This is a genomic window from Sphingopyxis jiangsuensis, from assembly GCF_016734905.1.
GTDB lineage: Bacteria > Pseudomonadota > Alphaproteobacteria > Sphingomonadales > Sphingomonadaceae > Sphingopyxis > Sphingopyxis jiangsuensis.
In genome coordinates, this window is record NZ_JAERPO010000002.1 from 745,590 (window position 1) to 770,034 (window position 24,445).

A 24,445-nucleotide genomic window follows, 5' to 3' on the forward strand; every position below is an offset into this window, starting at 1 on the left:
CTCCCGCAGGCGGGAGGGGTTAGGGGTGGGCGCGGGCGGAGCGAGCTTCGGGGGGTGAAGAAACCCACCCCGCTGCGACTAGGGAGCAAGCTCCCAAGTCTCGCTGCCCCTTCCGCTTGCGGGAGGGGCTATAATTTACGCCCGATCAATTCCTTCATGATCTCGTTCGTGCCGCCGAAGATGCGCGTCACGCGGGCGCCGCGCCACATGCGCGCGATCGGATATTCGTTCATATAGCCCGCGCCGCCGTGGAGCTGGAGGCATTTGTCCATCACCTCCCACTGGAGGTCGGTGTGCCACAGCTTCGCCGCCGCGCCTTCTTCGGGGGTCAGTTCCTTCTTCAGGTGCCGCGCGAGCGCCCAGTCAAGGTGCGCCCAGCCGACCTGCAACTTGGCCTTGAGGTCGGCGAGCACGAAGCGCGTGTTCTGGAAATCGAGCAAGGGCTTGCCGAACACCATGCGGTCGCGCGCGAAACCGACCGTCTCGTCGAACGCCTTTTGCGTCGAGGCCATCGCCGAAACCGCGATCGACAGCCGCTCCTGCGGCAACTCGCTCATCAGATAGATGAAGCCCTTGCCCTCTTCGCCAAGGCAGTTGGTGATCGGGACGCGCACATCCTCGAAGAACAGCTCGGACGTGTCGGCCTCGTCCATCCCGATCTTGTCGAGGTTGCGCCCGCGTTTGAAACCTTCGCGGTCGGCCTCGACGAGCACGATCGACATGCCCTTCCACGCCGGCTCGATCTCGGTGTCGGTCTTGACGCAAACGAGGATCAGGTCGGCGTTCTGGCCGTTGGTGATATAGGTTTTCGAGCCCGAAATGACATAATGGTTGCCATCCTTCTTCGCGGTCGTGCGCATCCCCTGAAGGTCGCTGCCGGTGCCCGGCTCGGTCATCGCGATGGCGGTGATGGTCTCGCCCGAGATCATCCGCGGCAGCCAGTGCTTCTTCTGCTCCTCGCTGCCATAACGGATGATATAATTGGCGACGATGTCCGACTGGAGCGAAAAGCCCGTCGCCGCGCCGCCATAATAGCTGCTTTCCTCGTCGACGATGGCATTATAGCCGAAATCGAGGCCGAGCCCGCCATATTCCTCGGGCACCGTCGGACAGAGCATGCCGAGTTCGCCCGCCTTGGGCCAGATCGACTTGGGAACGATGCCCTCTTCCTGCCATTTGGCGGCGTTCGGCGCGACCTCCTTCAGCAGGAACTGGCGCACCGTGGCGCGAAAGGCTTCATGATCGTCGGTATAGACCGAACGCGGCACATCATCGAGCGACATCGCTATCCTTTCCCTGTCGGCGCCCGGTTCATCGACGCGACCGGCGCGCGCCCATCGCCCGCCTCGCGAGAGTCGGGCCTCGGCGTCAGTGGACCTTACGTTTACGTCCACGTCAAGTATAAATGCCGTTACGGCGCGAAACTCCTTCGCCGATGGCGGCAAGCGTCGAATAGGTTTGCGGCGCGTCGTCGCTGCTGGGCATCGGCGCGGTGGCGCGCTAAGACCCGCACATGGTCGAACTTGTCCTCGATGCCGGCGCGCTGCTCGGCGAATCGCCCCGCTGGAGCGCCGCCGAGGCGCGTCTTTATTGGGTCGACATCGACTCTTTTCGCATCCACCGCACCGATCCCGCCACCGGCACCGACGAGGTGATGCAGCTCGACCAGCCCGTCGGCTGCGTCGCGCTGCGCGCGGGCGGGGGTCTTGTCACGGCGATGCAGGATCATTGCGCGCTGATCGACGCATGGGGCGCGATGCCGCGCGCCTTCGGTCCCGACATCCTCGCCGACAAGTCCGAACAGCGCTTCAACGACGGCTGCGTCGACGCCGCGGGGCGGCTTTGGGTCGGCAGCCTGACGAGCGACAAGGCGAACCCGCAGGCGACGCTCTACCGCCTCGACCCCGACGGGACGCTGACGACGATTTTCGGCGGGTTGACGACGAGCAACGGCGCGGCCTTCAGTCCCGACGGCCGCATCTTTTACCACGCCGACACGCCGACGCACCGCATCGACGCCTGGGATCATGACCCCGAAACGGGCGCAGTCGGCGGCAAGCGAACCTTTCACCAGTTCGAACAGGGCAATGGCCGCCCCGACGGCGCCGCCGTCGATGCCGAGGGCTGCTACTGGTCGGCGCTGTGGGACGGCTGGCGCGTCGTCCGCCTGTCGCCCGCGGGCGAGCTGCTGCAGACCGTCGATCTGCCCGTCCAGCGCCCGACGATGATCGCCTTTGGCGGCGACGACCTGAGCACGGCCTTCGTCACCAGCGCGGGCAAGAACCTGACCGACGCCGAACGCGCTGCGCAGCCGCATGCCGGCGGCGTCTTTTCCTTCCGCGTCGATGTGCCGGGAATGCCGCAGCCGATGTTTGGCGGCTGAGCGACGCGCGCACCATTTGGCCGTTCGACGTAAGGAGGGACTGGGCCAGACGAAGTCCCGCCTCAAAGGACTGGGCGCCGCGCCTGGCCTTCGAGTTGCCCTTTCGACAGGCTCAATGGCTCCTCAGGCAGAGCGGAGGATGCGGTGTTCAACACCGTTGACACACCCATCTTGCACGCCGCTGTCATATGAGGTTAAGACGCCTCCCGATATGGTTTCGTCCGAAACCTGTTAAATTCCGGGAGAATGATGAATGTCGCGCTTTGCGCCCCCTGCCCCACGTACAAATTCCACCCGCCGCCTGGCGATGCTGCTGGCATCATCCGCGCTGTTCATGGGTTATAGTTCGATGACGCTCGCTGCCGAAACCGCCGCCCCCGCCGCTGCCAGGGCCGAAACCAACCCGATGCTCGCCGAGTGGACGGGCCCCTATGAAGGGGTGCCGCCGTGGGACAAGCTCGACCCCGAACTGTTTCCCGAGGCATTCGAAAAGGCGATGGCCGAATATAAGGCCGAAGTTCAGGCGGTGATCGACAATCCCGCCGCGCCGACCTTTGAAAACACGCATGTCCCCGTGATGCTCGCCGGCGACCGGCTCGACCGGGTCAATGCGCTCTGGGGCGTTCAGACCTCGAACAAGTCGAACAGTCGCGTCGAGGAGCTCGACGCCGAATGGAGCCCGAAGCTCACCAAGTTCGACACCGAGCTCTTCCTCGATCCCAAGCTGTTCGCGCGGTACAAGGCTGTCTATGACCACCGCCACCACAGCGGGCTCGACGCGCAGCAGATCCGTATCGTCGAACGCGCCTATGACCGCATGGTCCGCAACGGCGCGAATCTCTCCGAAGCCGACAAGGCGAAGCTCGTCGATATGAACTCGAAGCTCGAAGGGCTGTTTTCGAGCTTCTCGTCGAAGCTCCTCGCCGACGAACGGCTCTATACCTTCGTCACCGACAAGGCGGAACTCGACGGGCTCGAGCCCGGCTTTATCGCGTCGCTCGCCGCGGCCGCCGAAGCGCAGGGCAAGCCGGGCCAGTGGGCGATCAAGAACACGCGTTCGTCGGCGCAGCCGGTGATGCAGAATGCGACCAACCGCGCCCTGCGCGAAAAAGTGTGGCGCGCCTTCGTGAACCGCGGCGACAATGGCGACGCCAACGACACCAATGCGACGATCGCCGAAATATTGAAGCTGCGCCAGCAGCGCGCCGAACTGCTCGGTTTCCCGACGCACGCCCATTATCGCATGGCCGACACGATGGCGAAGACGCCCGAAAATGCGATGGCGCTGATGATGAAGGTCTGGCCGGGCGCCGTCGCGCGCGTCAAGGAAGAGGTCGCCGACATGCAGGCGATTGCCGATGCCGAGGCAAAGGCCGGCAAGGGTCCGAAAATCACCATCGAACCGTGGGACTATCGCTATTATGCCGAAAAGGTCCGCAAGGCGAAATACGACCTCGATGAAAGCGAGGTGAAGCCCTATTTCCAGCTCGACAAGCTCGTCGACGGCATGTTCTGGGCCGCGGGGCAGCTTTACGACCTCGGCTTCAAGGAAAACACCGGCACCATCCCCGTCTTCGATCCCGAGGTGCGGACCTTCGAGGTCTATAACCTCAAGACGAACGAGAATGTCGGCGTCTTCTACCTCGACAATTTCGCGCGCGACGGCAAGCGCTCGGGCGCGTGGATGACGACCTATCGCAGCCAGCAGACGCTGGGCGGCGAACGCAATGTGCTCGCGTCGAACAACAATAATTTCACCGAGGCGGCGAAGGGCGAACCGACGCTGATCAGCATCGACGACGCGTCGACGCTGTTCCACGAATTCGGCCACGGCATCCATTACCTGTTGCAGCAGGTCCATTATCCCGCGCTCGGGCGGGTGCCGCGCGACTTCGTCGAATATCCGAGCCAGGTGAACGAGAATTGGCTGATGACGCCCGAAGTGCTGTCGAAATTCGCGACGCACTACAAGACGGGCGAGCCGATCCCGCAGGCGCTGGTCGACAAGATCCTCGCGTCGAACAAGTTCAACCAGGGCTTTGCCACGGTCGAATATCTGGGCAGCGCGATCGTCGACATGAAGCTGCACAACCGCACGACCCCGCCGACCGACGTCGACAGGTTCGAGCGCGCGACGCTCGCCGAAATCGGCATGCCGAAGGAAATCGTGATGCGGCACCGTCTGCCGCAGTTCGGCCATCTGTTCAGCTCGGACGCCTATTCGGCGGGCTATTACAGCTACCTCTGGTCCGAAACGATGGACGCCGACACCTGGGCGGCGTTCACCGAAGCGGGCGGCCCGTGGGACCGCGGCGTCGCCGACAAGTTCCGCACGATCCTGTTGATGACGGGCAACGAGACCGACCGCGCCGACGCCTATCGCGCCTTCCGCGGCCGCGATCCCGACGTGAAGGCGCTGCTCGAAAAGCGCGGCTTCCCGACCGAGTAACAAGCGACCGACGATCAAGGCAAAGGGGGCTTCGGCCCCCTTTGTTCTGGACGCGTGCGGAGCGAGCCCGCGCCTTCGTCCGGGATGATGCCGGCTGGACGCGACAGGTTGAGGACGTTCGATCCTCCCTGTACCGCAGGCATGGGGAGGTGGCAGCCCGAAGGGCTGACGGAGGGGCTGATGGCGCTGGCGTCGCGGCCCCTCCACCCCTCGCTTCGCGAGCGGTCCCCCTCCCCATTGCTGCGCCACAGGGAGGATTGAGCGGCAGCTCCCCACCCCAAAACCGCCCTCTTCGATTCCGCTTGACCGCCGCTACATCCGATATAAATATGATATCATCTTTATATCGGAGGGCGTGATGAGTGATTCGACTGGAGCGGCGGGCCTGAACCCCACCCGCGAAGTGCGTGCCGCAACCGCAAGCGGCTATGCGATGCTGTTCCTGTGGCTTGTGCTGCTGGTCGTCGCGCTATGGGCGGGCATCAGCAACGCCAATTCCGAGGTGATGGTCGCGTGGAAGTGGGTTCTGGTCGTCGTGGCGGCGGTCATCGGCACGCTGATCCTCGCCGGCTTCTACCTGATCAATCCCAATGAGGCCGCGGCGATCCAGCTCTTCGGCAGCTACAAGGGCACCGACCGCACGCCGGGGCTACGCTGGGTGCTGCCCTGGCTCACGCGCAAGAAGATCGCGGTGCGTGCGAACAATATCATTTCCGAAAAGATCAAGGTCAACGACCTGCGCGGCAACCCCATTGAGATGGCGGCGCAGGTCGTCTGGCGCGTCACCGACACCGCGCAGGCGCTGTTCGACGTCGACGATTACAAGGAGTTCGTGATCGCACAGATCGAGGCCGCGGTGCGCTCGATCGGTTCGCGCTACCCCTATGACGATATCGAGCATGAGGAAATCACGCTGCGCGGCAATCATGAAGAGGTCGGCGGCGAACTGCGCAAGGCGCTGATCGAGCGGCTGGCCGTCGCGGGGATCACCGTCGACGAATGCGGGCTCACCCACCTCGCCTATGCGCAGGAAATCGCCGGCGCGATGCTCCGCCGCCAGCAGGCCGAGGCCGTCATCAGCGCGCGCCGCAAGCTCGTCGAGGGTGCGGTCGGGATGGTCGAAATGGCGCTCGAACAATTGAGCGCCAAGGACGTCGTCCATCTCGACGACGAACGCCGCGCGGCGATGGTGTCGAACCTGATGGTCGTGCTGTGCAGCGAACGCGACACGCATCCGGTGGTCAACGCCGGTTCGCTCTATTGACGTGAACAATCCCGTTCGTGTCGAGCGAAGTCGAGACACGCCATAGCGGCGCACCGCGCCCCGGCATCTCGACGTCGCCCGATGCGAGCGGGGATTAAGGTTGGTCCCAATGCCCGCTCCGCCCAAGAAAGCCTTTGCCCTTCGCGTCGATCCCGCGCTCTATGCGGCGATCGAGCGGATGGCCGCGGTCGACCTGCGCAGCGCCAATGCCGAGATCGAGGTGCTGCTGCGCGAGGCGCTCGCGCGGCGCGGGGTGAAGGTCGAACCGCCCAAACCGCCGCGGCGCGGGCGCCCGCCGAAACAGGGGTGAGCAGCATCGCCGCACCCGCGGCCCCGGCTGTCCACCGCTTTTTTCGCGCATCGCCGCTCGACGCCGTCCGCCCGCTTGCCCCGCAATGCCTTGATGGCTAAGGCCGGAACATGACCTCCTCCGCACCGTCCGTCCGCATTGCCCCCTCGATCCTCAGCGCCGATTTCGCCGCATTGGGGCAGGAAGTGCGCGCGATCGAGGCCGCGGGTGCCGACTGGGTGCATATCGACGTGATGGACGGCCATTTCGTGCCGAATCTGACGATCGGCCCCGGCGTCGTGAAGGCGCTGCGTCCGCACAGCAAGCTGCCCTTCGACGTCCATCTGATGATCTCGCCGGTCGATCATTTCCTCGACGCCTTTGCCGAAGCGGGCGCCGACATCATCACCGTCCACCCCGAGGCGGGGCCGCACGTCCATCGCACCGTCCAGCACATCAAGTCGCTCGGCAAGCAGGCGGGAATCTCGCTCAATCCCGCGACTCCTGCCAAGATGCTCGATTATCTGATCGACGATATCGACCTCGTCCTCGTGATGAGCGTCAACCCGGGCTTCGGCGGCCAGAGCTTCATCTCGAGCCAGCTCCGCAAGATCGAGGCGGTGCGCAAGATGATCGACAAGTCGGGCCGCGACATCCGGCTCGAGGTCGACGGCGGCATCGACGCCGGAACCGCGCCGCAGGCTATCGCCGCGGGCGCCGACGTGCTCGTCGCCGGGACCGCGACCTTCCGCGGCGGTCCCGACGCCTATGCCGACAATATCCGGCGCCTGCGCGGAGCCTGAGCGATGGAGGGGAGACCGCTGACTGCCGCCCCTCTCGACCCGGTCCCCGAAACGGGCGCCGACACGCCGCCGCTCGACGACACGATCGAGCCCGGCAAGCGGCTCATCCGTCTCCCCGCCGACAAGGGGCTGTCGCTCGGTGAGCGCATCGCCAACCATATCACGCGGCTGACGTGGCGCACGCCGCTCCACGCCTTGCGCCTGAAGGGGCGCTTCCCGCTCAAGCTGCTCGGCGTTCCGCTCGACCCGATTCCCGGCGACATGCGCGCGGGCACCGCGATCCGCGCGGGCCATTTCCTCCATCGCGGGCTGCGTCTCGGGCTCGGCGACCTCGACTTTTCCGCGCTCAACGTCGCCCCCGCCTTCGCCGATTATCTCCACAGCTTCGCCTGGCTGCGCGACCTGTCGGCGAGCGCGACGCGCGCCGACGGCGCCCCGATCGCCGAGGCCGTGGTGCGCCACTGGCTCGGCGTCCACGGCGAAACGGTGGGCGAGCCCGCGTGGCGCGCCGACAACACCGGCTGGCGCATCCTCTTCTGGGCGAGCCACGCCCCGCTGATCCTGTCGTCGAGCGACCTCGTCTATCGCTCGGCGGTGCTCAACCATCTCGCGCGCGCGGCGCGCCATCTCGACCGCGTCGCCGACAAGACGCAGCCCGGCACCGGCCAGATGGTCGCATGGGTCGGCATCGTCGCCGCGTCGCTGCTGATGCCCGGCGGCGAGCCGCGGCAGGTGTTCGGCGAGGCGGGGCTGCGCAAGGTTCTCGAAACCAGCTTCTACGCCGACGGCGGCAATATCGCGCGCTCGCCGCAGGCGCAGCTCGATGCGGTGATGGCGCTGTCGATGCTCGCGCAGGTCTATGAGATGCGCCGGATGGAGGTGCCGCCCTTCGTGCAGGAAGTGCTCGCACGCGCCGTCCCGGCACTGCTCGGCCTCCTCCACGCCGACGGCGGGATGGGAAGCTGGCAGGGCAGCGGCGCGACGAACGCGGCGCATGTCGAGGCGATCGTCGCCGCGAGCGGCGTGCGCACGCGGCCGCTCAAACAGGCGCGCGACTGGGGCTATCAGCGCCTCGTCGCGAACAAGGTCGTGCTGCTCGCCGACGCGGCGCCGCCCCCCATCGCGCGCGTGACCGAGGCGGGTTGCGCCTCGACCCTCGCCTTCGAACTTTCGGACGGCGACGAGCGGATCGTCGTCAATTGCGGCGGCGCGGCGCTGACCGGCGCGACGATCCCCGCCGATCTCGCGCGCGGGCTGCGCACCACCGCCGCGCATTCGACCCTGACGATTTCCGACAACAATTCGACCGCGATCCTGCCCAATGGCTCGCTCGGCAAGGGCGTGACCGAGGTCGAGCTCGACCGGCAGGAAACGCCGCAGGGCAGCCGCCTCGAAATGAGCCACGACGGCTATGCGCGCCGCCACGGCCTCATTCACCGCCGCCTGCTCATCCTGTCGCCCAACGGGCGCGAGCTGCGCGGCGAGGACATGCTCCTCCCCGCCCCGCGCAGCCGCCGCAAAGGCGACAAGAGTTTCACGCTGCGCTTCCACCTCGGCCGCAACATCGAGGCGAGCCTCACCGCCGACAATCTCGGCGCGCTCCTTCGGATCACCGACGGCGCTCTCTGGCAGTTCCGTACCTCCGACGGCGCACTGGCGATCGAGGAAAGCCTGTGGGTCGACGGCGACGGCCGCCCGCACCCGACCGAGCAACTCGTCGTCACCGGCACCACCCCGCCGGGCGGCGCGAGCATCGGCTGGATCTTCAAGCACGTCGGCTGACGCGTCGGCACTGTTGCCCCAACCACCTATGTTACACAGGTGTGACACCGGTGTAACACAGCGGTCATTCCCCGCTGCCAATGCCGCCCCGAATCGCCGGGAGCAAATCTGTCCCGGCGAGCTTCACGCTCTTCGGGGGACCTCATGCACCAGCTTCGCTCAATCCGTTCGCGCATCCTGCTCGGCACCTGCCTTTCGCTCGCCGCCGCGCTTCCCGGCGCCGCCATCGCGTCCGACCTTGTCGGCACCGTTTCCGACGCCACCGACACGCGCGCGCTACAGAGCGCGCAGGTCCGCCTCGTCGAGCTTGGCCGCACGGCAGAGGCCGACCGCGACGGCAGCTTCCGCTTCAGCGACGTTCCCGCAGGCACCTACACGCTCGAGGCGCGCTATGTCGGCGCCGCGCCGGTGACGCGCACGGTCGAGGTTCCGGCGAGCGGGACGGTCACCGCCAACCTCGTCCTCGGCACCGACGGGTCGATCCTCGTCATCGGCCAGGCGGCCAACCTGTCGAGCAGCCTGTCGCGCCAGCGCGCCGCCGACGGCGTCGAAAGCGTGCTCACGCGCGACGGCATCGGCCAGTTTCCCGACCAGAATGTCGCCGAATCGCTCCGCCGCCTTCCCGGCGTCAACATCCTCGACGACCAGGGCGAGGGCCGTTTCGTATCGATCCGCGGCCTCGACCCCGAACTCAACGCGGCGTCGGTCAACGGCGTGCGGCTCCCCGCTCCCGAAAGCGATGTCCGCTCGGTCGCGCTCGACGTGATTTCCAGCGACATCATCGAATCGATCGAGGTCAAGAAATCGCTGACCCCCGACATGGACGCCGACACGATCGGCGCGTCGATCGAGATCCGCACGACGAGCGCCTTCGACCGCAAGAAGGACCTCCTCGTGGTCAAGGCCGAAGGCAGCTACAACGACCTGACCGAAAGCGTGTCGCCCAAGGGCAGCTTCGATTTCTCGAAAAAGCTCGGCGACAATGTCGGCGTCGCGGGCGGCATCAGCTATTACAAGCGCAAGTTCGCGACCAACAATCAGGAAGTGGACGGCTGGGACGAAGACGACGGCCTCGTCTATGCCGACACCGTCGAATATCGCGACTATGACGTCGAGCGCGAGCGGATCAGCGCATCGCTTTCGCTCGACTTCCGCGTTGGCGACACCACCACCCTCTATGCGCGCGGCCTCTACAGCCAGTTCGACGACCAGGAATATCGCCGCCGCCTGACCTTCGAGATGGACGAAGCGCCGAGCGCGGGCGACGCGAACGGCGTCAGCTTCGACGCCGACGACGGCGAGATTTCGGTCCAGCGCGACCTCAAGGACCGTTTCGAGCGCCAGCGCATCCGCAGCCTCGTCTTCGGCGGCGAAACCGACAGCGGTCCGTGGAACCTCAAATATTCGGCGAGCTGGGCGAAATCGAGCGAGAAGGAAGCCGGCTCGATCGACCCCGTCGTCTATGAACGCGTGTTCGAGGATGGCGACGGCTTCGGCGTCGATTTCGATTATCGCCGCGACAAGATCGTCCCCTACGCGATCACCTCGGGCGCCGCGGCCTTCCTCGATCCGTCCGAATATGAACTCGACAAGGTCGAACTGACGACGCTGTCCGATGCGCGCGACCGCGAATATGCGCTGAAGGCCGATATCGCGCGCAGCTTTGCGATGCAGGACGGCGCGTTCACGCTGCAATTCGGAACCAAGGCGCGCTGGCGCAAGAAAAGCTACAACGCCGACCTCGAGATATACGAATGGGACGGCGCCGACGACCTGACGCTCGACATGCACGACCTGCTCGGGCCGCAGGATTATGACCTCGCCGCTATCGAACCGATGCTCGCGAAGAAGAAATTCCGTCCCTTCTTCTTCCAGAACATCGGCAGCTTCGAACTCGACGACGGCGACACGTTCGAGGAATCCGAAGTTGCCGACTTCATGGTCAAGGAAGATGTGCTCGCGGGCTATGCGCTCGGCCGCTGGGACAGCGACATGCTGCGCATCATCGGCGGCGTCCGCGTCGAGCAGACGAAGAACGACATTCGCGGCAAGGAGGTCATCCTCGACGACGAAACCGTGACGCCGCTGCGCTTCACGCGCAAATATACCGATTGGCTGCCCAGCCTGACCTTCCGCTTCGAGCCGCAGCAGAACCTCGTCCTGCGCGCCGCGGGATACCGCAGCCTCGTGCGGCCCAAACTGTCGAAACTCGCCCCCAACGTGATCATCGACGACGACGAGGGCGAGGCCGGCAACCCCTTCCTCAAGCCCTATCGCGCGTGGAACGCCGACCTGTCGGCCGAATATTATTTCGGACGCAATGCCGCGGTCTCGGCGGGTTTCTTCTGGAAGGACATCAAGGATTATATCGTCGACGTCACCGAATTCGACACGAGCTACAACGGCATCGACCTCGACGAGCTGACGACCGCGATCAACGGCGAAAGCGCCGAGATCAAGGGCTTCGAGTTCAGCTACAGCCAGCAAATGAGCTTCCTGCCCGCCCCGTTCGACGGCCTGCTCGCGCAGTTCAACTATACCTACACCGACGCCAAGGGCACGCTCGTCAGCTACGACGACGACGATCAGCCCTATCTGCGCACCATCGGGCTTCCCGCATCGTCGAAACACACGTTCAACGCGGTGCTCGGTTATGAAAAAGGCCCCGTCTCGCTGCGCGTTGCCGGCACCTATCGCGACAAATATCTCGACGAAGCCGGCGGCGCCGCCAACGAAGACCGCATCGTCGCCGACCAGTTCAAGCTCGACCTGTCGGCGAAATTCCGCATCACGCCGGGCGTGCGCATCTTTGCCGAATGGGTCAATGTGACCGACGCGCCTTATTTCGCCTATCAACAGTTCGAAGGCCGCCGTCGCCTGCTGCAATATGAAGATTATAGCTGGACTGCCAAATTCGGCGTGTCGGCGAACTTCTAAAGTCAGGGGACGAAAGGATGAGGACGTCCAACACCATCGCGGGCGCGGCGCTGGCCGTCGCGCTCGCGGGCTGCGCCGCGCAGGAACCGGTCATCACCGGCATCCCGCCCGTTCCGGTGACGGCCAGCGCCGAGACGGCGCCGGTGGGCACCAGCCGCGCCGACGCCGCCGACGACCCGGCGATCTGGGTCGATCCGGCGAACCCCGGCCGCGCGCTGATCGTCGCGACCGACAAGAAGGCGGGGCTGCACGTCTATGACCTTGACGGCAAGGACCTCGCCTTTGCCAGGGGCGGGCTCGTCAACAATGTCGACGTCGCGGGCGACATCATCGTCGCGAGCGACCGCAACGACGGGCTGAACGCGCATCTTGCCGTCTTCCGCCTCGACCCCGATGCGCCCGCGATCACACCGCTCGGTCGCGCGGCTGCGGGCACGGGCGAGGCCTATGGCCTGTGCCTCAAGCGCACCGCGCCGGGCGCACCGATCACCGCCGCGCTGATCGTCAAGGACGGGACGGTGCGCGTCGGCACGCTGGCGGTCGAGGGCACACCCACCTTCGCGGTCGAGTGGGAGCACAAGATCCCGACCCAGTCCGAGGGCTGCGTCTTCGACGGCGACACGCTCTATGTGGGTGAGGAGGATGCGGGCATCTGGCGGCTCGTTCCGGGCAGCGCGGGCGTCGCCGCGACGCTCGTCGCACCGGTCGACAACCAGCGGCTCGTCGCCGACGTCGAGGGGCTCGCGACGATCGATCGCAAGGGCCAGCGTTATCTGATCGCATCGAGCCAGGGCGACAACGCCTTCGCCGTCTTCCGCCTGCCGTCGATGGACTATGTCGGCCGCTTCGCGGTCGCCGCGGGCGACTTTGGCGCGGTGAGCGAAACCGACGGGATCGAGGCGGTCGCAGGCAATTTCGGCGCCGCCTTCCCCGAGGGGATTTTCCTCGCGCAGGACGGGCACAACGAACCCCGCGCGCAGAATTTCAAGCTCGTGCGCTGGGACCGGATTGCGGCGGCGCTGGGGCTTTAACGCCCGCGCGGATAAGGAATCATGCGTCCCCGCGAAGGCGGAAACCCAGAGCGGCCTTGCGCTGCTCCGCGCTGGGTCGCCGCCTACGGCTTTATGCTCCGACGCCGCTTGCGATAGCGGGCGGACACGCCTAGGGGGGCCGCGTCTTTCCCGTCACGCAAAAGGCCGTCCCTTCCCATGACCGATCTCGTTCCCGTCCGCCGCGCGCTCCTGTCTGTCAGCGACAAGGCGGGGCTCGCCGAGCTTGCCGCCGCGCTCGTCCGCCACGGCGTCGAGCTTGTATCGACCGGCGGCACCGCGAAGGCGCTGCGCGAGGCTGGGCATGAGGTGCGCGACGTCGCCGACCTCACCGGCTTTCCCGAGATGATGGACGGCCGCGTCAAGACGCTGCACCCGACCGTCCACGGCGGCATCCTCGCGGTGCGCGACGACGCCGCGCATGTCGCGGCGATGGACGCGCACGGCATCGGCGCCATCGACCTCGTCGTCGTCAACCTCTACCCCTTCGCCGCGACCGTCGCAAAGGGCGCGCCGCGCGACGACATCATCGAAAATATCGACATCGGCGGCCCCGCGATGGTGCGCTCGGCGGCGAAGAACCACGCTTTCGTCGGCATCGTCACCGAGCCCGAGGATTATGCCGCGGTGATCGCCGAAATGGACGCGAACGGCGGCGCGACCAGCCTCACGCTGCGCAAGCGCCTCGCCGCGACGGCCTTTGCCCATACCGCGACCTATGACGGGATGATCGCAAGCTGGTTCGCTTTTGCCGACCAGGGCAAGCTTTTCCCCGACACGCTGCCGCTCACCGCCAAGCTTGCAAACGAGCTGCGCTATGGCGAGAATCCGCACCAGAAAGCAGCGCTCTACCTCCCCGCCGGTCCCGCATCACGCGGCATCGCGCAGGCCGAGCAGGTGCAGGGCAAGGAACTCAGCTACAACAATATCAACGACGCCGACGCCGCGCTCGAACTCGTCGCCGAATTTCGCGACGCCGATCCGACCTGCGTCATCGTCAAGCACGCCAACCCGTGCGGCGTCGCGAGCGCCGCGAGCCTCACCGAAGCCTATGACGCCGCGCTCAAATGCGACGATGTCTCGGCGTTCGGCGGCATCATCGCGGTCAACCGCCCGCTCGACGGACCGACCGCCGAGGCGATCAGCGCGATCTTTACCGAGGTCGTCTGCGCCCCCGACGCCGACGCCGACGCGCGCGCGGTATTCGCGAAGAAGAAGAATCTGCGCCTCCTCCTCACCGGCGAACTTCCCGATCCGGCGCGCGGCGGGCTGATGATGAAGACGATCGCCGGCGGCTGGCTCGCGCAGAGCCGCGACAACGGCCGCATCACCCGCGCCGACCTTCAGGTCGTGACCGACCGCGCCCCGACCGACGAGGAGCTCGCCGACGCGCTCTTCGCCTGGACCGTCGCCAAGCACGTCAAATCGAACGCGATCGTCTATGCCAAGGGCGGGTCGACCGCGGGCATCGGCGCGGGCCAGATGAACCGCCGCGACAGCGCGCGCATCGCCGCCGCAAAGGCGCGCGAGGCGGCCGAGAGCCACGGCTGGAGCGAAGCCCGCACCGTCGGCAGCGCGGTCGCCAGCGACGCCTTCTTCCCCTTTGCCGACGGATTATTGGCGGCGGTCGAGGCGGGCGCGACCTGCGTCATCCAGCCGGGCGGCTCGATCCGCGACGACGAGGTGATCGCGGCGGCGAACGAGGCGGGGCTCGCGATGGTTTTCACCGGCATGCGCCACTTCCGGCACTGATCGCGCAGCATGGCGATCCAGATCGACCCGACCGCACGGCCCACCGCGAAAAGCCTGCTCGCGCATCTTTACAACTGGACGATCGCCAAGGCATCGCATCGCCACGCCGAGGGGTGGCTGTTCGCGATCGCCTTCATCGAATCGAGCTTCTTCCCGATTCCGCCGCACCCGGTGCTTGGCCTCATGTGCCTCGCCGACCCGAAACGCGCGGTGCGCTTCGCGGCGATCTGCACCGCCGGATCGGTGCTCGGCGGGCTGTTCGGCTATGCCATCGGCCATTTCCTGTACGAGAGCATCGGCCTGTGGCTGCTCGGCGCGCTCGGTCTCGTCGACAAATTCCCGACCGCCGTCTGCTATCTCAATGAATATGACGCAGAGGCGATCATCATCGCGGGTGCGACGCCGATTCCGTTCAAGCTGATGACCTTGACCGCGGGTTTCACCGGCATGAACCTCGCGACCTTCGTCGGCGCGAGCATCGTCGGGCGCGGGGTGATCTTTATGGCGGTCGGCGTGCTCTTCCGCCTGTTCGGCGCACCGATCAAGGCGTTCATCGAGAAATATCTGGGGATGGTGACGACCGCCTTCGTCGCGCTGGTGATCGGCGGCTTCCTCGTCATCGGCCTGTTGTCGGGCGACGGCGAGAAAACGGCCGATGCGTGCAGCAATGCGACGTGGGAAAGCGTCGGGATGACGCGGAAATAGAACGCATACGTCCCATTTTTCGCCATCCCGGACTTGATCCGGGATCCACAGCGCGGCGCTGTGTGAATGGCCCCCGGATCAAGTCGGCGATTATCCCGATTGGACAAGGAACGGGTGATCCCCGGCGAAAGCCGGGGCCCACGCGGTCCAGCGCTGCCCGAACTGGACCCCGGCTTTCGCCGGGGATCACATATCTGGCCGAAAGGAATAATGCCGGATCAAGTCCGGGGTGACGACAAGCGGGAAAGCCTTCCTTCCTGTAACGCCAAACTACTCGTTCGCCGCCGCGTGCAGCCAGTCGGCGTGGCGCGGCGCCTTCTTGGTCTGGCTCCACTCCTCGAGCATCAGCGGCGCGACGCGCTTCAGTTCGGCATATTGCTCGTCGGTGCCGATGTCGCACGCGAGCTCGATGCGATGCCCATTGGGGTCGAAGAAATAGATCGACTTGAAAATGCCGTGGTGCGTCGGGCCGAGCACCTCGACGCCATTCGCTTCGAGATGCTCCTTCGCCGCGACCAGCTCGTCATAGCTTCCGACCTTGAACGCCAGATGCTGCACCCATATCGGCGTGTTCGCATCGCGCCCCATTTCGGGCTGGTTGGGCAGCTCGAAGAACGCCAGGATATTGCCGTTCCCCGCGTCGAGAAAGACATGCATATAGGGGTCATATTCGCCGGTCGACGGCACATGATCCTCGGCAAAGGCGGTCGTATAGGCCATGCCGAGCATTTGGCTGTACCATTCGACCGTCGCCTTCGCGTCCTTGCAGCGATAGGCGGCGTGGTGGACGCCGCCGAGTTTGATCGGGCTCGTCATTCTGCCGGCTCCTCGACATTGAGCGCGCCGCGGCGGATCTGGTCGAGTTCCATCGACTTGAACAGCGCGGTGAAATTGCCCTCGCCGAACCCTTCGTCCTTCTTGCGCTGGATGAATTCGAAGAAGACCGGACCGATCACTGTCTGTCCGAAAATCTGGAGGAGCAGGCGCGGGTCGCCATCTTCGGTCGAACCGTCGAGCAATATGCCGCGCGACTGCAATTCCTCGACCGGCTCGCCATGGCCGGGCAGGCGCTCGGCGAGCATCTCGTAATAGGTCGCGGGCGGTGCGGGGGCGAAGGGATTGCCCAGCGCTTTCAGCTTGTCCCACGCGGCGTAAAGATCGTCGCAGCTGAACGCGATATGCTGGATGCCCTCGCCATTATAGGCGCGCAGATATTCCTCGATCTGCCCGCCGCCGCCGGCGCCTTCCTCGTTGAGCGGAATGCGGATCTTGCCGTCGGGTGCGGTCATCGCCTTGGACGTGAGGCCCGTATATTCGCCCTTGATGTCGAAATAGCGGATCTCGCGGAAGCCCGCGATGCGCTCATAGAACGCCGCCCAATGCGCCATGCGCCCGCCATAGACATTGTGCGTCAGGTGATCGATGACCTTCAGCCCCGCGCCGACCGGATGGCGGTCGACGCCCTCTTCATACACAAAGTCGATGTCATAGATCGACAGGTCGTCGCCATAGCGGTCGATCAGATAGATGATCGATCCGCCGATGCCGCGGATCGCGGGGAGGCGCAGTTCCATCGGCCCCGTCTTGACCTCGACAGGCTCGGCGCCGCGTTCGATCGCTTGCGCATAGGCCTTGGCGGCATCGCGGCAGCGCCAGCCCATGCCGCACGCCGACGGGCCATGCTCGGCCGCGAAATAGGCGGCGGGCGACTTGGGTTCGTAATTGGCGATCAGGTTGATCCCGCCCTGCCGCCACAATTCGACGTCCTTCGACCGGTGGCGCGCGATGCGCGTGAAGCCCATGCGCTCGAAGACCGGCTCGAGCATGCCCTTTTCGGGCGCGGAGAATTCGACGAATTCGAATCCGTCGAGGCCCAGCGGGTTGTCGAACAGGTCGGCCATGGTCATATCCCTCATATGGTTTCAATTGAAACTATTATGCTGGAACGGGGCGTGCGAGTCAATGCTGGCGGTGACGCCCTCCCCTTCAGGGGAGGGCAGCGAGACTTGCGAACTTGTTCGCTAGTCGCAGCGGGTGGGGTCCATCGGCCTTGCGCAAGGCCGATGGACCCCACCCCAACCCCTCCCCTGAAGGGGAGGGGCTATCAAGCCGCCGCCGTCTCGATCGCCTCGAGCGCGTCCATCCACGCCGCCTCGACGCTCTCCAGCTCCGACGCCAGCTTGCCGCGCCGCTGCGCGAGGTCGCCCATCGTCAGCTTCGCAAGCGCGGGCTCGGCGCTCGCGGGATCGAACATCGCGCGGTCGATCGCGCTGACCTGCTGCGCGAGTTTTCCGGCCTTGGCCTCCAGCTCCTTCGCGCTCTTGCGGAGCGCCGCCTGCGCCTCGCGCGCCTTCGCCGCTTCCTGCCGCGCAAGCTTGGCGTCCTTCGGCTTGGCGGGGGCCGTCTTGGCCTCGCCATTGTCGCTCTTGCCGAGGATATAGGCGACATAATCGTCGATGCTGCCGTCGAAATCGCGCGCCGTGCCGTCGTCGACGAGCACGAGCCGGTCGGCGGTCAATTCGAGCATGTGGCGGTCGTGGCTGACGATGATCACCGCGCCGTCGAAGCCGCTCAGCGCCTGCACCAGCGCCTCGCGCGCGTCGACATCGAGGTGGTTCGTCGGCTCGTCGAGGATCAGGAGGTGCGGCGCCTCGCGCGTGATCAGCGCCAGCGCCAGCCGCGCGCGCTCGCCGCCCGACAGCTTGCCGACCTCGGTCGTCGCCTTGTTGCCCGAAAAGCCGAAACGCCCCAATTGCGCGCGCACCGCGCCGGGCGTCTTGCTCGCCATCACGCGCGTCATATGGCCCAGCGGCGTATCGCTGCCGTCGAGTTCCTCGACCTGATATTGGGTGAAATATCCGACGCGCATCTTGCCCGACGCCGCCATCGCGCCGTCCTCGGGCTTGAGCTGCGCCGCGAGCAGCCGCGCGAGCGTCGTCTTGCCATTGCCGTTGCGCCCGAGCAGCGCGATGCGGTCGTCGGGGTCGATCCGCAGGTTGAGCCGGCTCAGCACCGGCCTGCCCGGCGCATAGCCGACGCTGGCAAGGTCGAGCGTTATCAGCGGCGGGCGAAGCTCGTCGGCGGGGCTCGGGAAGTCGAACACAAGGCTGGGGTCTTCGGCGAGCGCCGCGATCGGCTGCATGCGTGCCAGCTGCTTCGCGCGCGATTGCGCCTGTTTCGCGGTCGAGGCGCGCGCGCTGTTGCGCGCGATATAATCCTGCAGCTTCGCGCGCTGCGCGTCCTGCGCCGCCTTCGCCGCGGCAAGCTGCGCGGCGCGTTCGGCGCGCTGGCGCTCGAACGCGTCATAGCCGCCGGGATAGAGCGTCACCTTCCCGCCCTCGAGGTGGAGGATATGGTCGACGACATTGTTCAGCAGGTCGCGCTCGTGACTGATGACGACGAGCTGGCCCGGATAGGCGCGCAAAAAACTTTCGAGCCACATCGTCGCCTCGAGGTCGAGGTGGTTCGACGGCTCGTCGAGCAGCAACAGGTCGGGGTTCGAAAAGAGCAGCGCGGCGAGCGCGACGCGCATCTTCCACCCGCCCGAAAAGCTGTCGAGGGGCTGGCCTTGCATATCCTCGTCGAAACCGAGTCCGGTCAGGATGCGTGCGGCGCGCGCGGGCGCGGTATAGGCGTCGATCGCGATCAGCCGCTCGTGAATGTCGCCAAGCTTGTGCGCATCCTGCTCGACCTCCGACGCCGCGAGCAGTTCGGCGCGCTCGGTGTCGGCGGCGAGCACCGTCTCGAACGGCGTCGCGCTGCCGCTCGGCGCTTCCTGCGCGATATAGCCGATGCGCGTCTTGCGCGGCATTTCGATGCCGCCCTCGTCGGCCTCGAGGCTGCCGATCATCGCCTTCATCAGCGTCGACTTGCCCGCGCCGTTGCGCCCGATCAGCCCGGTCCGGCTTCGTGCCGGCAGGCTCGCACTCGCGCGGTCGAGGATGGTGCGCCCGCCAAGGCGCACGGTAAGGCCGTTGATCGTCAGCATGGCGCGCGCCCCTAGCATGGCGCGCGGCAAAGCCCAAGCCGCTGTGCGTCCGACCTAATGCCCGGTCGCCATCGCGACCTTCTTCGGCAGCGGAACGAACCAGACGGCCGCCGCCGCGATCAGGAATACGACGCCGGAGGCGAGGAAGATATGCAGCACGCCGATCGTCGCCGCCTGCACCTCGACCAGCCGGTCGATCGCCGCGCGCGCCTGTTCGAGCGTCAGCCCCGCGCGTTCGAGCATCGACATCGCGCCCGCCGGGTCGTTGAGCGCGGGGACGAGCTCCGACCGCGCGACGCGCGACTGCGAATCCCAGGCGGTCGTCGCGATGGCGGTCGCGATCGCACCGCTCAGCGTGCGGAGGAAATTCATCAGCCCCGCCGCCATCGTCTGGTCCTTTTCGGGGACCGAACTCAGCGCCAGCGCGGTGAGGCCGACGAAGAAGAAGGGCATGCCCATCCCCTGAAGCAGGTGCGGCGTGACGAGCGTCCAATAATCGGTGTCGGCGGTCCAGCCCGCGCGCAGCAGCGACATCAGCGCCATCCACAAGATGCCCGCGAAGATCGAGATGCGAATGTCGATCCGCCCGATCAGCGCCGCGGCAATCGGCGAGAAAAGCACCGCGAACACCCCGATCCACGCGACGATCAGCCCGGTGTCGGTCGCGGTATAGCCCGCGACCTGCTGGAGCCACAGCGGGGTCAGCACGACCTGCGCGAAAAAGGCCCCGAAGCCGAGCGAGATGGCGAGCGTCGAGAAACTGAAACCCCGGAAACGAAAGATGCGCAGATCGACGACCGGATTGGCGTCGGTCAGTTCCCAGATGACGAAGGCGGCAAAGCTGATTGCCGAGAGGATCGCGAGCCCGACGATCCACGCCGAACCGAACCAGTCGTGTTCGCGCCCGGTGTCGAGCATGATCTGGAACGCGCCGACCGACAGCACGAGCAGCGCCATGCCGACCATGTCGATCGGCGCCTTGATGCGCGGCGTTTCAAAGCGCGGGAGCAGGCTGCCGACGCCAAAGGCGCAGATCGCGACGACGGGCAGGTTGATGAAGAAAATCCACGGCCAGCCCCAATTGTCGCTGATCTGTCCGCCGAGAATCGGCCCGAGGATCGGCGCCGTGGTCGTCGTCATCGCCCAGATGGCAAGCCCGATCCCCGCCTTTTCCTTCGGGAAGATGCGCAGCAAAAGGATTTGCGTGAGCGGCATCAGCGGTCCGCCCGACAGCCCCTGCAGCACGCGGAACAGGACGAGCGCGTCGAGCGTGCGCGACACGCCGCACAGGAAGGAGAAGACGCCGAACCCGATAATCGAGATGATGAACCAGCGCACCGTGCCGAATCGCGCCGCGAGCCAGCCGGTCAGCGGGACGATGATCGCGTCGGCGACGGCATAGCTGGTGATGACCCACGTCCCCTGCGTCGGCGACACGGCGAGCCCGCCCGCGATGTGCGGCACCGACACATTGGCGATCGTCATGTCGAGCACGACGACGAAATTGGCGAGCGCGAGCGCGAAGGCGGCGGCGATCAGCCGGACGCCCGACAGCGGCTCGACCGCAGGCGGCGCGACAGGGGCGGCGGCACTCGCCATCTTATGCGACGCCTTCCACTGTCATCGTCATTGCGAGGAGCCGCAGGCGACGCGGCAATCCCCAGCTCGCGGCCCGATGCGAGGCCGAAGGCTGGAGATTGCTTCGCTTCGCTCGCAATGACGGCAACGGGGCGGCGGACATCAGTCGTCCCCGCGCGTGTCGATCGTCGCCTCCATCGACAGCCCGACGCGCAGCGGGTGCGCTTTCAGCTGCTCGCGGTCGAGCGTAATCCGCACCGGCAGGCGCTGGACGACCTTCACCCAATTGCCCGTCGCATTCTGCGCGGGAATCAGCGAAAAGGCCGCGCCGGTGCCGCCCGCAAAGCCGGTGACGCGCCCGGTATAGACGACGTCGCCGCCATAATAGTCCGACACCAGCTCGACCGGCTGGCCGATACGGATGCGCCCGAACTGGCTTTCCTTGAAATTGGCGTCGACATAGGCGGCATCGACCGGGACGATGATCATGATCGGCGCGCCCGCCGCGACCCGCTGGCCGACCTGGACCTGCTTGTTCGTGACGATCCCGTCGACCGGCGCGCGGATCACCGTGCGTTCGAGGTCGAGCCGCGCCTTGTCGACGCGCGCCTGCGCCGCGGCGACGTCGGGCGCGGTGTCGATCGTCGTCCCGCGCACCACCGCCTCGGCCGCGCCGAGGTCGCCGCTCGCCGACCCGCGCGTCGCTTCCGCCGCGGCGATTCCCGCCGCAGCCAGATCGCGCGCCGCCTGCGCCGATTGCAGCGCCGCGCGCGCCGCCGCCAATTCCTCGCCCGACACCGCGCCGGTTCCCGCGATGCTTTCGCGCCGCGCAAATTCGGCGCGCGCCTTTTCGACCGCGGCATTGGCGTCGCGCAGCCGTGCCTGCGCCTGTGCAATGTCGGCGCCGCGCGCCGCGACGCGCGCCCGCGCCGCCTGCGCGGTGGCGCTCGCCTGGCCATAGCGCTGCCGCGCCTGCCGCAGCGCCGCCTCGGCATCGGCGAGCGCGATCCGCTGGTCGGCGTCGTCGAGGATGACCAGGATATCGCCCTTCTTCACCGCCTGCGTGCCCGCCACGCGCACCTCCTTCACCGGCCCCGAAACGAGCGCTGTGACCTGCGCCGAATCGGCGCCGACATAGGCATTGTCGGTGTGCACGCGCCCCGCCTGCGTCAGATAATACCAGCCCGCCCACAGGATCGCCGCACTCGCGACGACAATCGCAAGGATGCGCAGCGCCTTGCGCCGCTTCGCGCTGCGCTCGGCGGCGGCGGGGTCGGCGTCTTCGGGGAGGGGAGCGTCGGTGCGGATTGCAGCCGTATCTTCGGCCATCATTCGTCTCCTGTCGTGGGTTCGGCGCGGTATCCGCCGCCGAGCGCGCGGATGAGCGCGATGTCGAGCGCCATTTGCCGCGCCTCGAGGTCGGCGACCTGCCGGTCGAGCGCGATCATGCTGTCTTCGGCGGTGAGCTGCGCGAGCTGGTTTGCGAGGCCCGCGCGATAGCGCAGCCCGGCAAGCTCCGCCGCCTCGGCCGCCGCCTCGCGCGCGGCCTTGCGGTCGACAAGCTGGCGCGCCGCGGCGTCGCGGCTCGCGGCGATGTCGGCAACCTCGCGCAGCGCCATGACCAGCGTCCGGTCATAATGGGCGACCGCCGCGTCATAATCGCCGCGCGCGCCGCGATAGCGCCCCTGCAGCCGCCCGCCGTCAAAGATCGGCAGGCTGATCGCCGCGGCGGCATTGCCATATTGCGATCCCGCGTCGAACAGCCGCGACAGGCCGAGCGACTGGAGCCCGACGAGCGCCGACAGGCTGATGTTCGGATAGAAATCGGCGCGCGCGACGTCGATCCGCTTCGCCGCCGCCTCGGCGCGCAACCGCGCCGCGACAATGTCGGGGCGCCGCCCGATCAGGCCGATGCCTGCCTCGGGGGGCAGGCCCGCCGCGGGCGCGACGAGCGCCGGGCGCGCGATCGACAGCCCCCGGTCGGGGCCCTTGCCGAGCAGCGCGGCGATCCGGTGGCGGGTCAGCAAGATCGCCTCGTCGAGCGCGGCGACATCGGCGCGCGCCGCCACCGCGCGGCTGTCGGCCTGCCGCTGCGTCGCGCGATTGTCGAGCCCCGCGCCGGTGCGCTTCCCCGCGATGTCGGCGCTTGCCTCGCGGACGCGCAGCGCCGCTGCGGCGACATCGCGCGCGCGATATTGCGCGCCGAGGTCGGCATAGGCGGCGGCGATTCCGCTCGCGAGCATCAGCCGCGCCTGCGCCGCATCGACGCGCGCGGCCTCGGCCTCCGACGTCGCGGCAGCGAGCGCGGCGCGATTGCGGCCCCACAGGTCGAGGTCGAACTGAAGCGTCGCCGCGATACGCCCTGTATCCTCGACCCCGTCGGGAACGAATTGCGGCGGAATGCCCATATTCTCGCTTTGCTGGACGCCGCCCGCGCTCGCCTCGGCGCCGAGGCGCGGCAGCAGCGCCGCGCCCGCCTGCTGGGCCATCCCCTCGGCCTGCCGCACGCGCGCCGCGGCCGCGGCGATGTCGGGCGAGCCCGCAAGCCCCGCCTCGATCAGCGCGGTGAGCTGGGCATCGCCAAAGCCGGTCCACCAGGCGTCGGCGGGCCATTCGCCCGCGGCGTCCGCGAAACTCGCCGCCGACTCGAGCGACCCGGCGGGGAGGGGAAGCGGCTTCGGCCCCAGGTCGGGAACGCTCGCGCACCCCGCAAGCAGGCTCGAAACCGCGATCATGACAAATTTTTTGCGCAGCATGGCTTTCAACGATACTAGCTGGTATCATGCGCCAATGAACCTCGGAGGATGCGTTGTCAATCGAAATGATACCAGGCAGTACGGCGTCCGCGCCTGACGACGCCGCGGCGCAGCGGCGCAAGGCGTTTGTCGACGCCGCGCGCGAGGCCTTTTTCACCAACGGCTATGCCGGGACCACGATGTCGTCGATCGCGAGCAAGGTCGGCGGGTCAAAGACGACGCTGTGGACCTATTTCCCGTCGAAGGAGGATCTCTTCGCCGCGGTCGTCGACGATCTCGTCGCGCGCTATGGCGAGGCGCTGTCGATCGACCTGCCCCTCGACGCGCCCGTCGCCGATGTGCTGCGCCGCTTCGGGACGATCATGCTGACGACGCTCGTCTCGACACCGCTCCTGTCGCTCTATCGCCTCGTCGTCGGCGAGGCCGAGCGCTTCCCGCACCTTGCCGAAACCTTTTACGATCGCGGGCCCCGGCGCGGCAAGGCACGCCTCGCCGAGTGGATGCGCGAAAAGATGGAACGCGGCGAGCTGCGCCCCGGCGACCCGATTCGCGCCGTCTATCATTTCGCGGGGCTGTGCCAGTCGGGGCTCTACCAGCAGGCGGTGCTCGGCCTCCCCGAGGGGCGCGACCTCGACCGGCTGCCGACCGACATCGACACCGCGGTCGACACCTTCTGCCGCGCCTGGGCGCCCGACTGACCCGAACGCGCG

Annotated in this window: 18 protein-coding genes; 11 read left to right on the forward strand and 7 right to left on the reverse strand. The window is 66.9% G+C overall.

Features of this window, described 5'->3' with window-relative positions:
* Positions 1–128: 128 nt before the first annotated feature.
* Complete coding sequence (locus JI743_RS10310) at positions 129–1,283, reverse strand: acyl-CoA dehydrogenase family protein (RefSeq protein WP_201928220.1); 1,155 nt, start codon at positions 1,281–1,283, stop codon at positions 129–131.
* A gap of 230 nt (positions 1,284–1,513) precedes the next feature.
* Here JI743_RS10310 and JI743_RS10315 point away from each other — a divergent pair, with 230 nt between their 5' ends.
* The 10 genes from JI743_RS10315 to JI743_RS10360 all read left to right on the forward strand — a co-directional run bounded on the left by JI743_RS10315 (position 1,514) and on the right by JI743_RS10360 (position 15,413).
* Positions 1,514–2,383, forward strand: coding sequence for an SMP-30/gluconolactonase/LRE family protein (locus JI743_RS10315; RefSeq protein WP_201928221.1), 870 nt, complete (start codon positions 1,514–1,516; stop codon positions 2,381–2,383).
* 334 nt (positions 2,384–2,717) lie between these two features.
* A complete protein-coding gene (locus JI743_RS10320; RefSeq protein ID WP_236659858.1) occupies positions 2,718–4,832 on the forward strand; it encodes a M3 family metallopeptidase in 2,115 nt (704 codons plus the stop codon).
* A gap of 358 nt (positions 4,833–5,190) precedes the next feature.
* A complete protein-coding gene (locus tag JI743_RS10325; protein ID WP_201928223.1) occupies positions 5,191–6,096 on the forward strand; it encodes an SPFH domain-containing protein in 906 nt (301 codons plus the stop codon).
* Between the two features lie 109 nt (positions 6,097–6,205).
* Entirely contained in the window at positions 6,206–6,406 is a 201-nt protein-coding gene (locus tag JI743_RS10330) for a type II toxin-antitoxin system antitoxin (RefSeq protein ID WP_201928224.1), read from the forward strand.
* Between the two features lie 110 nt (positions 6,407–6,516).
* Entirely contained in the window at positions 6,517–7,188 is a 672-nt protein-coding gene (gene rpe / locus JI743_RS10335) for a ribulose-phosphate 3-epimerase (protein ID WP_201928225.1), read from the forward strand.
* Positions 7,189–7,191: 3 nt separating this feature from the next.
* Positions 7,192–8,970, forward strand: coding sequence for a heparinase II/III family protein (locus tag JI743_RS10340; RefSeq protein ID WP_201928226.1), 1,779 nt, complete (start codon positions 7,192–7,194; stop codon positions 8,968–8,970).
* A 144-nt stretch (positions 8,971–9,114) separates the two neighbouring features.
* Positions 9,115–11,907 (forward strand): TonB-dependent receptor, encoded by a 2,793-nt coding sequence (locus tag JI743_RS10345; protein ID WP_201928227.1) that lies wholly within the window; start codon positions 9,115–9,117, stop codon positions 11,905–11,907.
* 17 nt (positions 11,908–11,924) lie between these two features.
* Positions 11,925–12,938 carry a phytase gene (locus JI743_RS10350; protein ID WP_201928228.1) on the forward strand — a complete coding sequence of 338 codons (1,014 nt, stop codon included), beginning with the start codon at positions 11,925–11,927 and terminating at the stop codon, positions 12,936–12,938.
* Between the two features lie 177 nt (positions 12,939–13,115).
* On the forward strand, positions 13,116–14,708 hold the full coding sequence (purH, locus tag JI743_RS10355; RefSeq protein ID WP_201928229.1) for a bifunctional phosphoribosylaminoimidazolecarboxamide formyltransferase/IMP cyclohydrolase: 1,593 nt from the start codon (positions 13,116–13,118) through the stop codon (positions 14,706–14,708).
* 54 nt (positions 14,709–14,762) lie between these two features.
* Positions 14,763–15,413 (forward strand): YqaA family protein, encoded by a 651-nt coding sequence (locus JI743_RS10360; protein WP_201928746.1) that lies wholly within the window; start codon positions 14,763–14,765, stop codon positions 15,411–15,413.
* Positions 15,414–15,683: 270 nt separating this feature from the next.
* On the opposite strand, the gene JI743_RS10365 is transcribed toward JI743_RS10360, so the two are convergent.
* The 6 genes from JI743_RS10365 to JI743_RS10390 form a co-directional block, all read right to left on the reverse strand.
* Positions 15,684–16,229 (reverse strand): VOC family protein, encoded by a 546-nt coding sequence (locus tag JI743_RS10365; RefSeq protein ID WP_201928230.1) that lies wholly within the window; start codon positions 16,227–16,229, stop codon positions 15,684–15,686.
* Positions 16,226–17,314 (reverse strand): 4-hydroxyphenylpyruvate dioxygenase, encoded by a 1,089-nt coding sequence (gene hppD / locus JI743_RS10370; RefSeq protein WP_201928231.1) that lies wholly within the window; start codon positions 17,312–17,314, stop codon positions 16,226–16,228. The genes JI743_RS10365 and hppD overlap by 4 nt, the downstream gene beginning before the upstream one ends.
* Before the next feature lie 203 nt (positions 17,315–17,517).
* Positions 17,518–19,401: an ATP-binding cassette domain-containing protein gene (locus JI743_RS10375; RefSeq protein ID WP_201928747.1), complete on the reverse strand. Its 1,884-nt coding sequence runs from the start codon at positions 19,399–19,401 to the stop codon at positions 17,518–17,520.
* Positions 19,402–19,455: 54 nt separating this feature from the next.
* Positions 19,456–21,000 carry a DHA2 family efflux MFS transporter permease subunit gene (locus JI743_RS10380; RefSeq protein WP_201928232.1) on the reverse strand — a complete coding sequence of 515 codons (1,545 nt, stop codon included), beginning with the start codon at positions 20,998–21,000 and terminating at the stop codon, positions 19,456–19,458.
* Positions 21,001–21,141: 141 nt separating this feature from the next.
* Complete coding sequence (locus JI743_RS10385; protein ID WP_201928233.1) at positions 21,142–22,308, reverse strand: HlyD family secretion protein; 1,167 nt, start codon at positions 22,306–22,308, stop codon at positions 21,142–21,144.
* Complete coding sequence (locus JI743_RS10390) at positions 22,308–23,735, reverse strand: efflux transporter outer membrane subunit (RefSeq protein ID WP_201928234.1); 1,428 nt, start codon at positions 23,733–23,735, stop codon at positions 22,308–22,310. Before JI743_RS10390 ends, JI743_RS10385 begins: the two co-directional genes overlap by 1 nt.
* A gap of 65 nt (positions 23,736–23,800) precedes the next feature.
* On the opposite strand from JI743_RS10390, the gene JI743_RS10395 reads away from it, so the two are divergent.
* Positions 23,801–24,433: a TetR/AcrR family transcriptional regulator gene (locus tag JI743_RS10395; protein WP_236659859.1), complete on the forward strand. Its 633-nt coding sequence runs from the start codon at positions 23,801–23,803 to the stop codon at positions 24,431–24,433.
* Positions 24,434–24,445 lie beyond the last annotated feature (12 nt).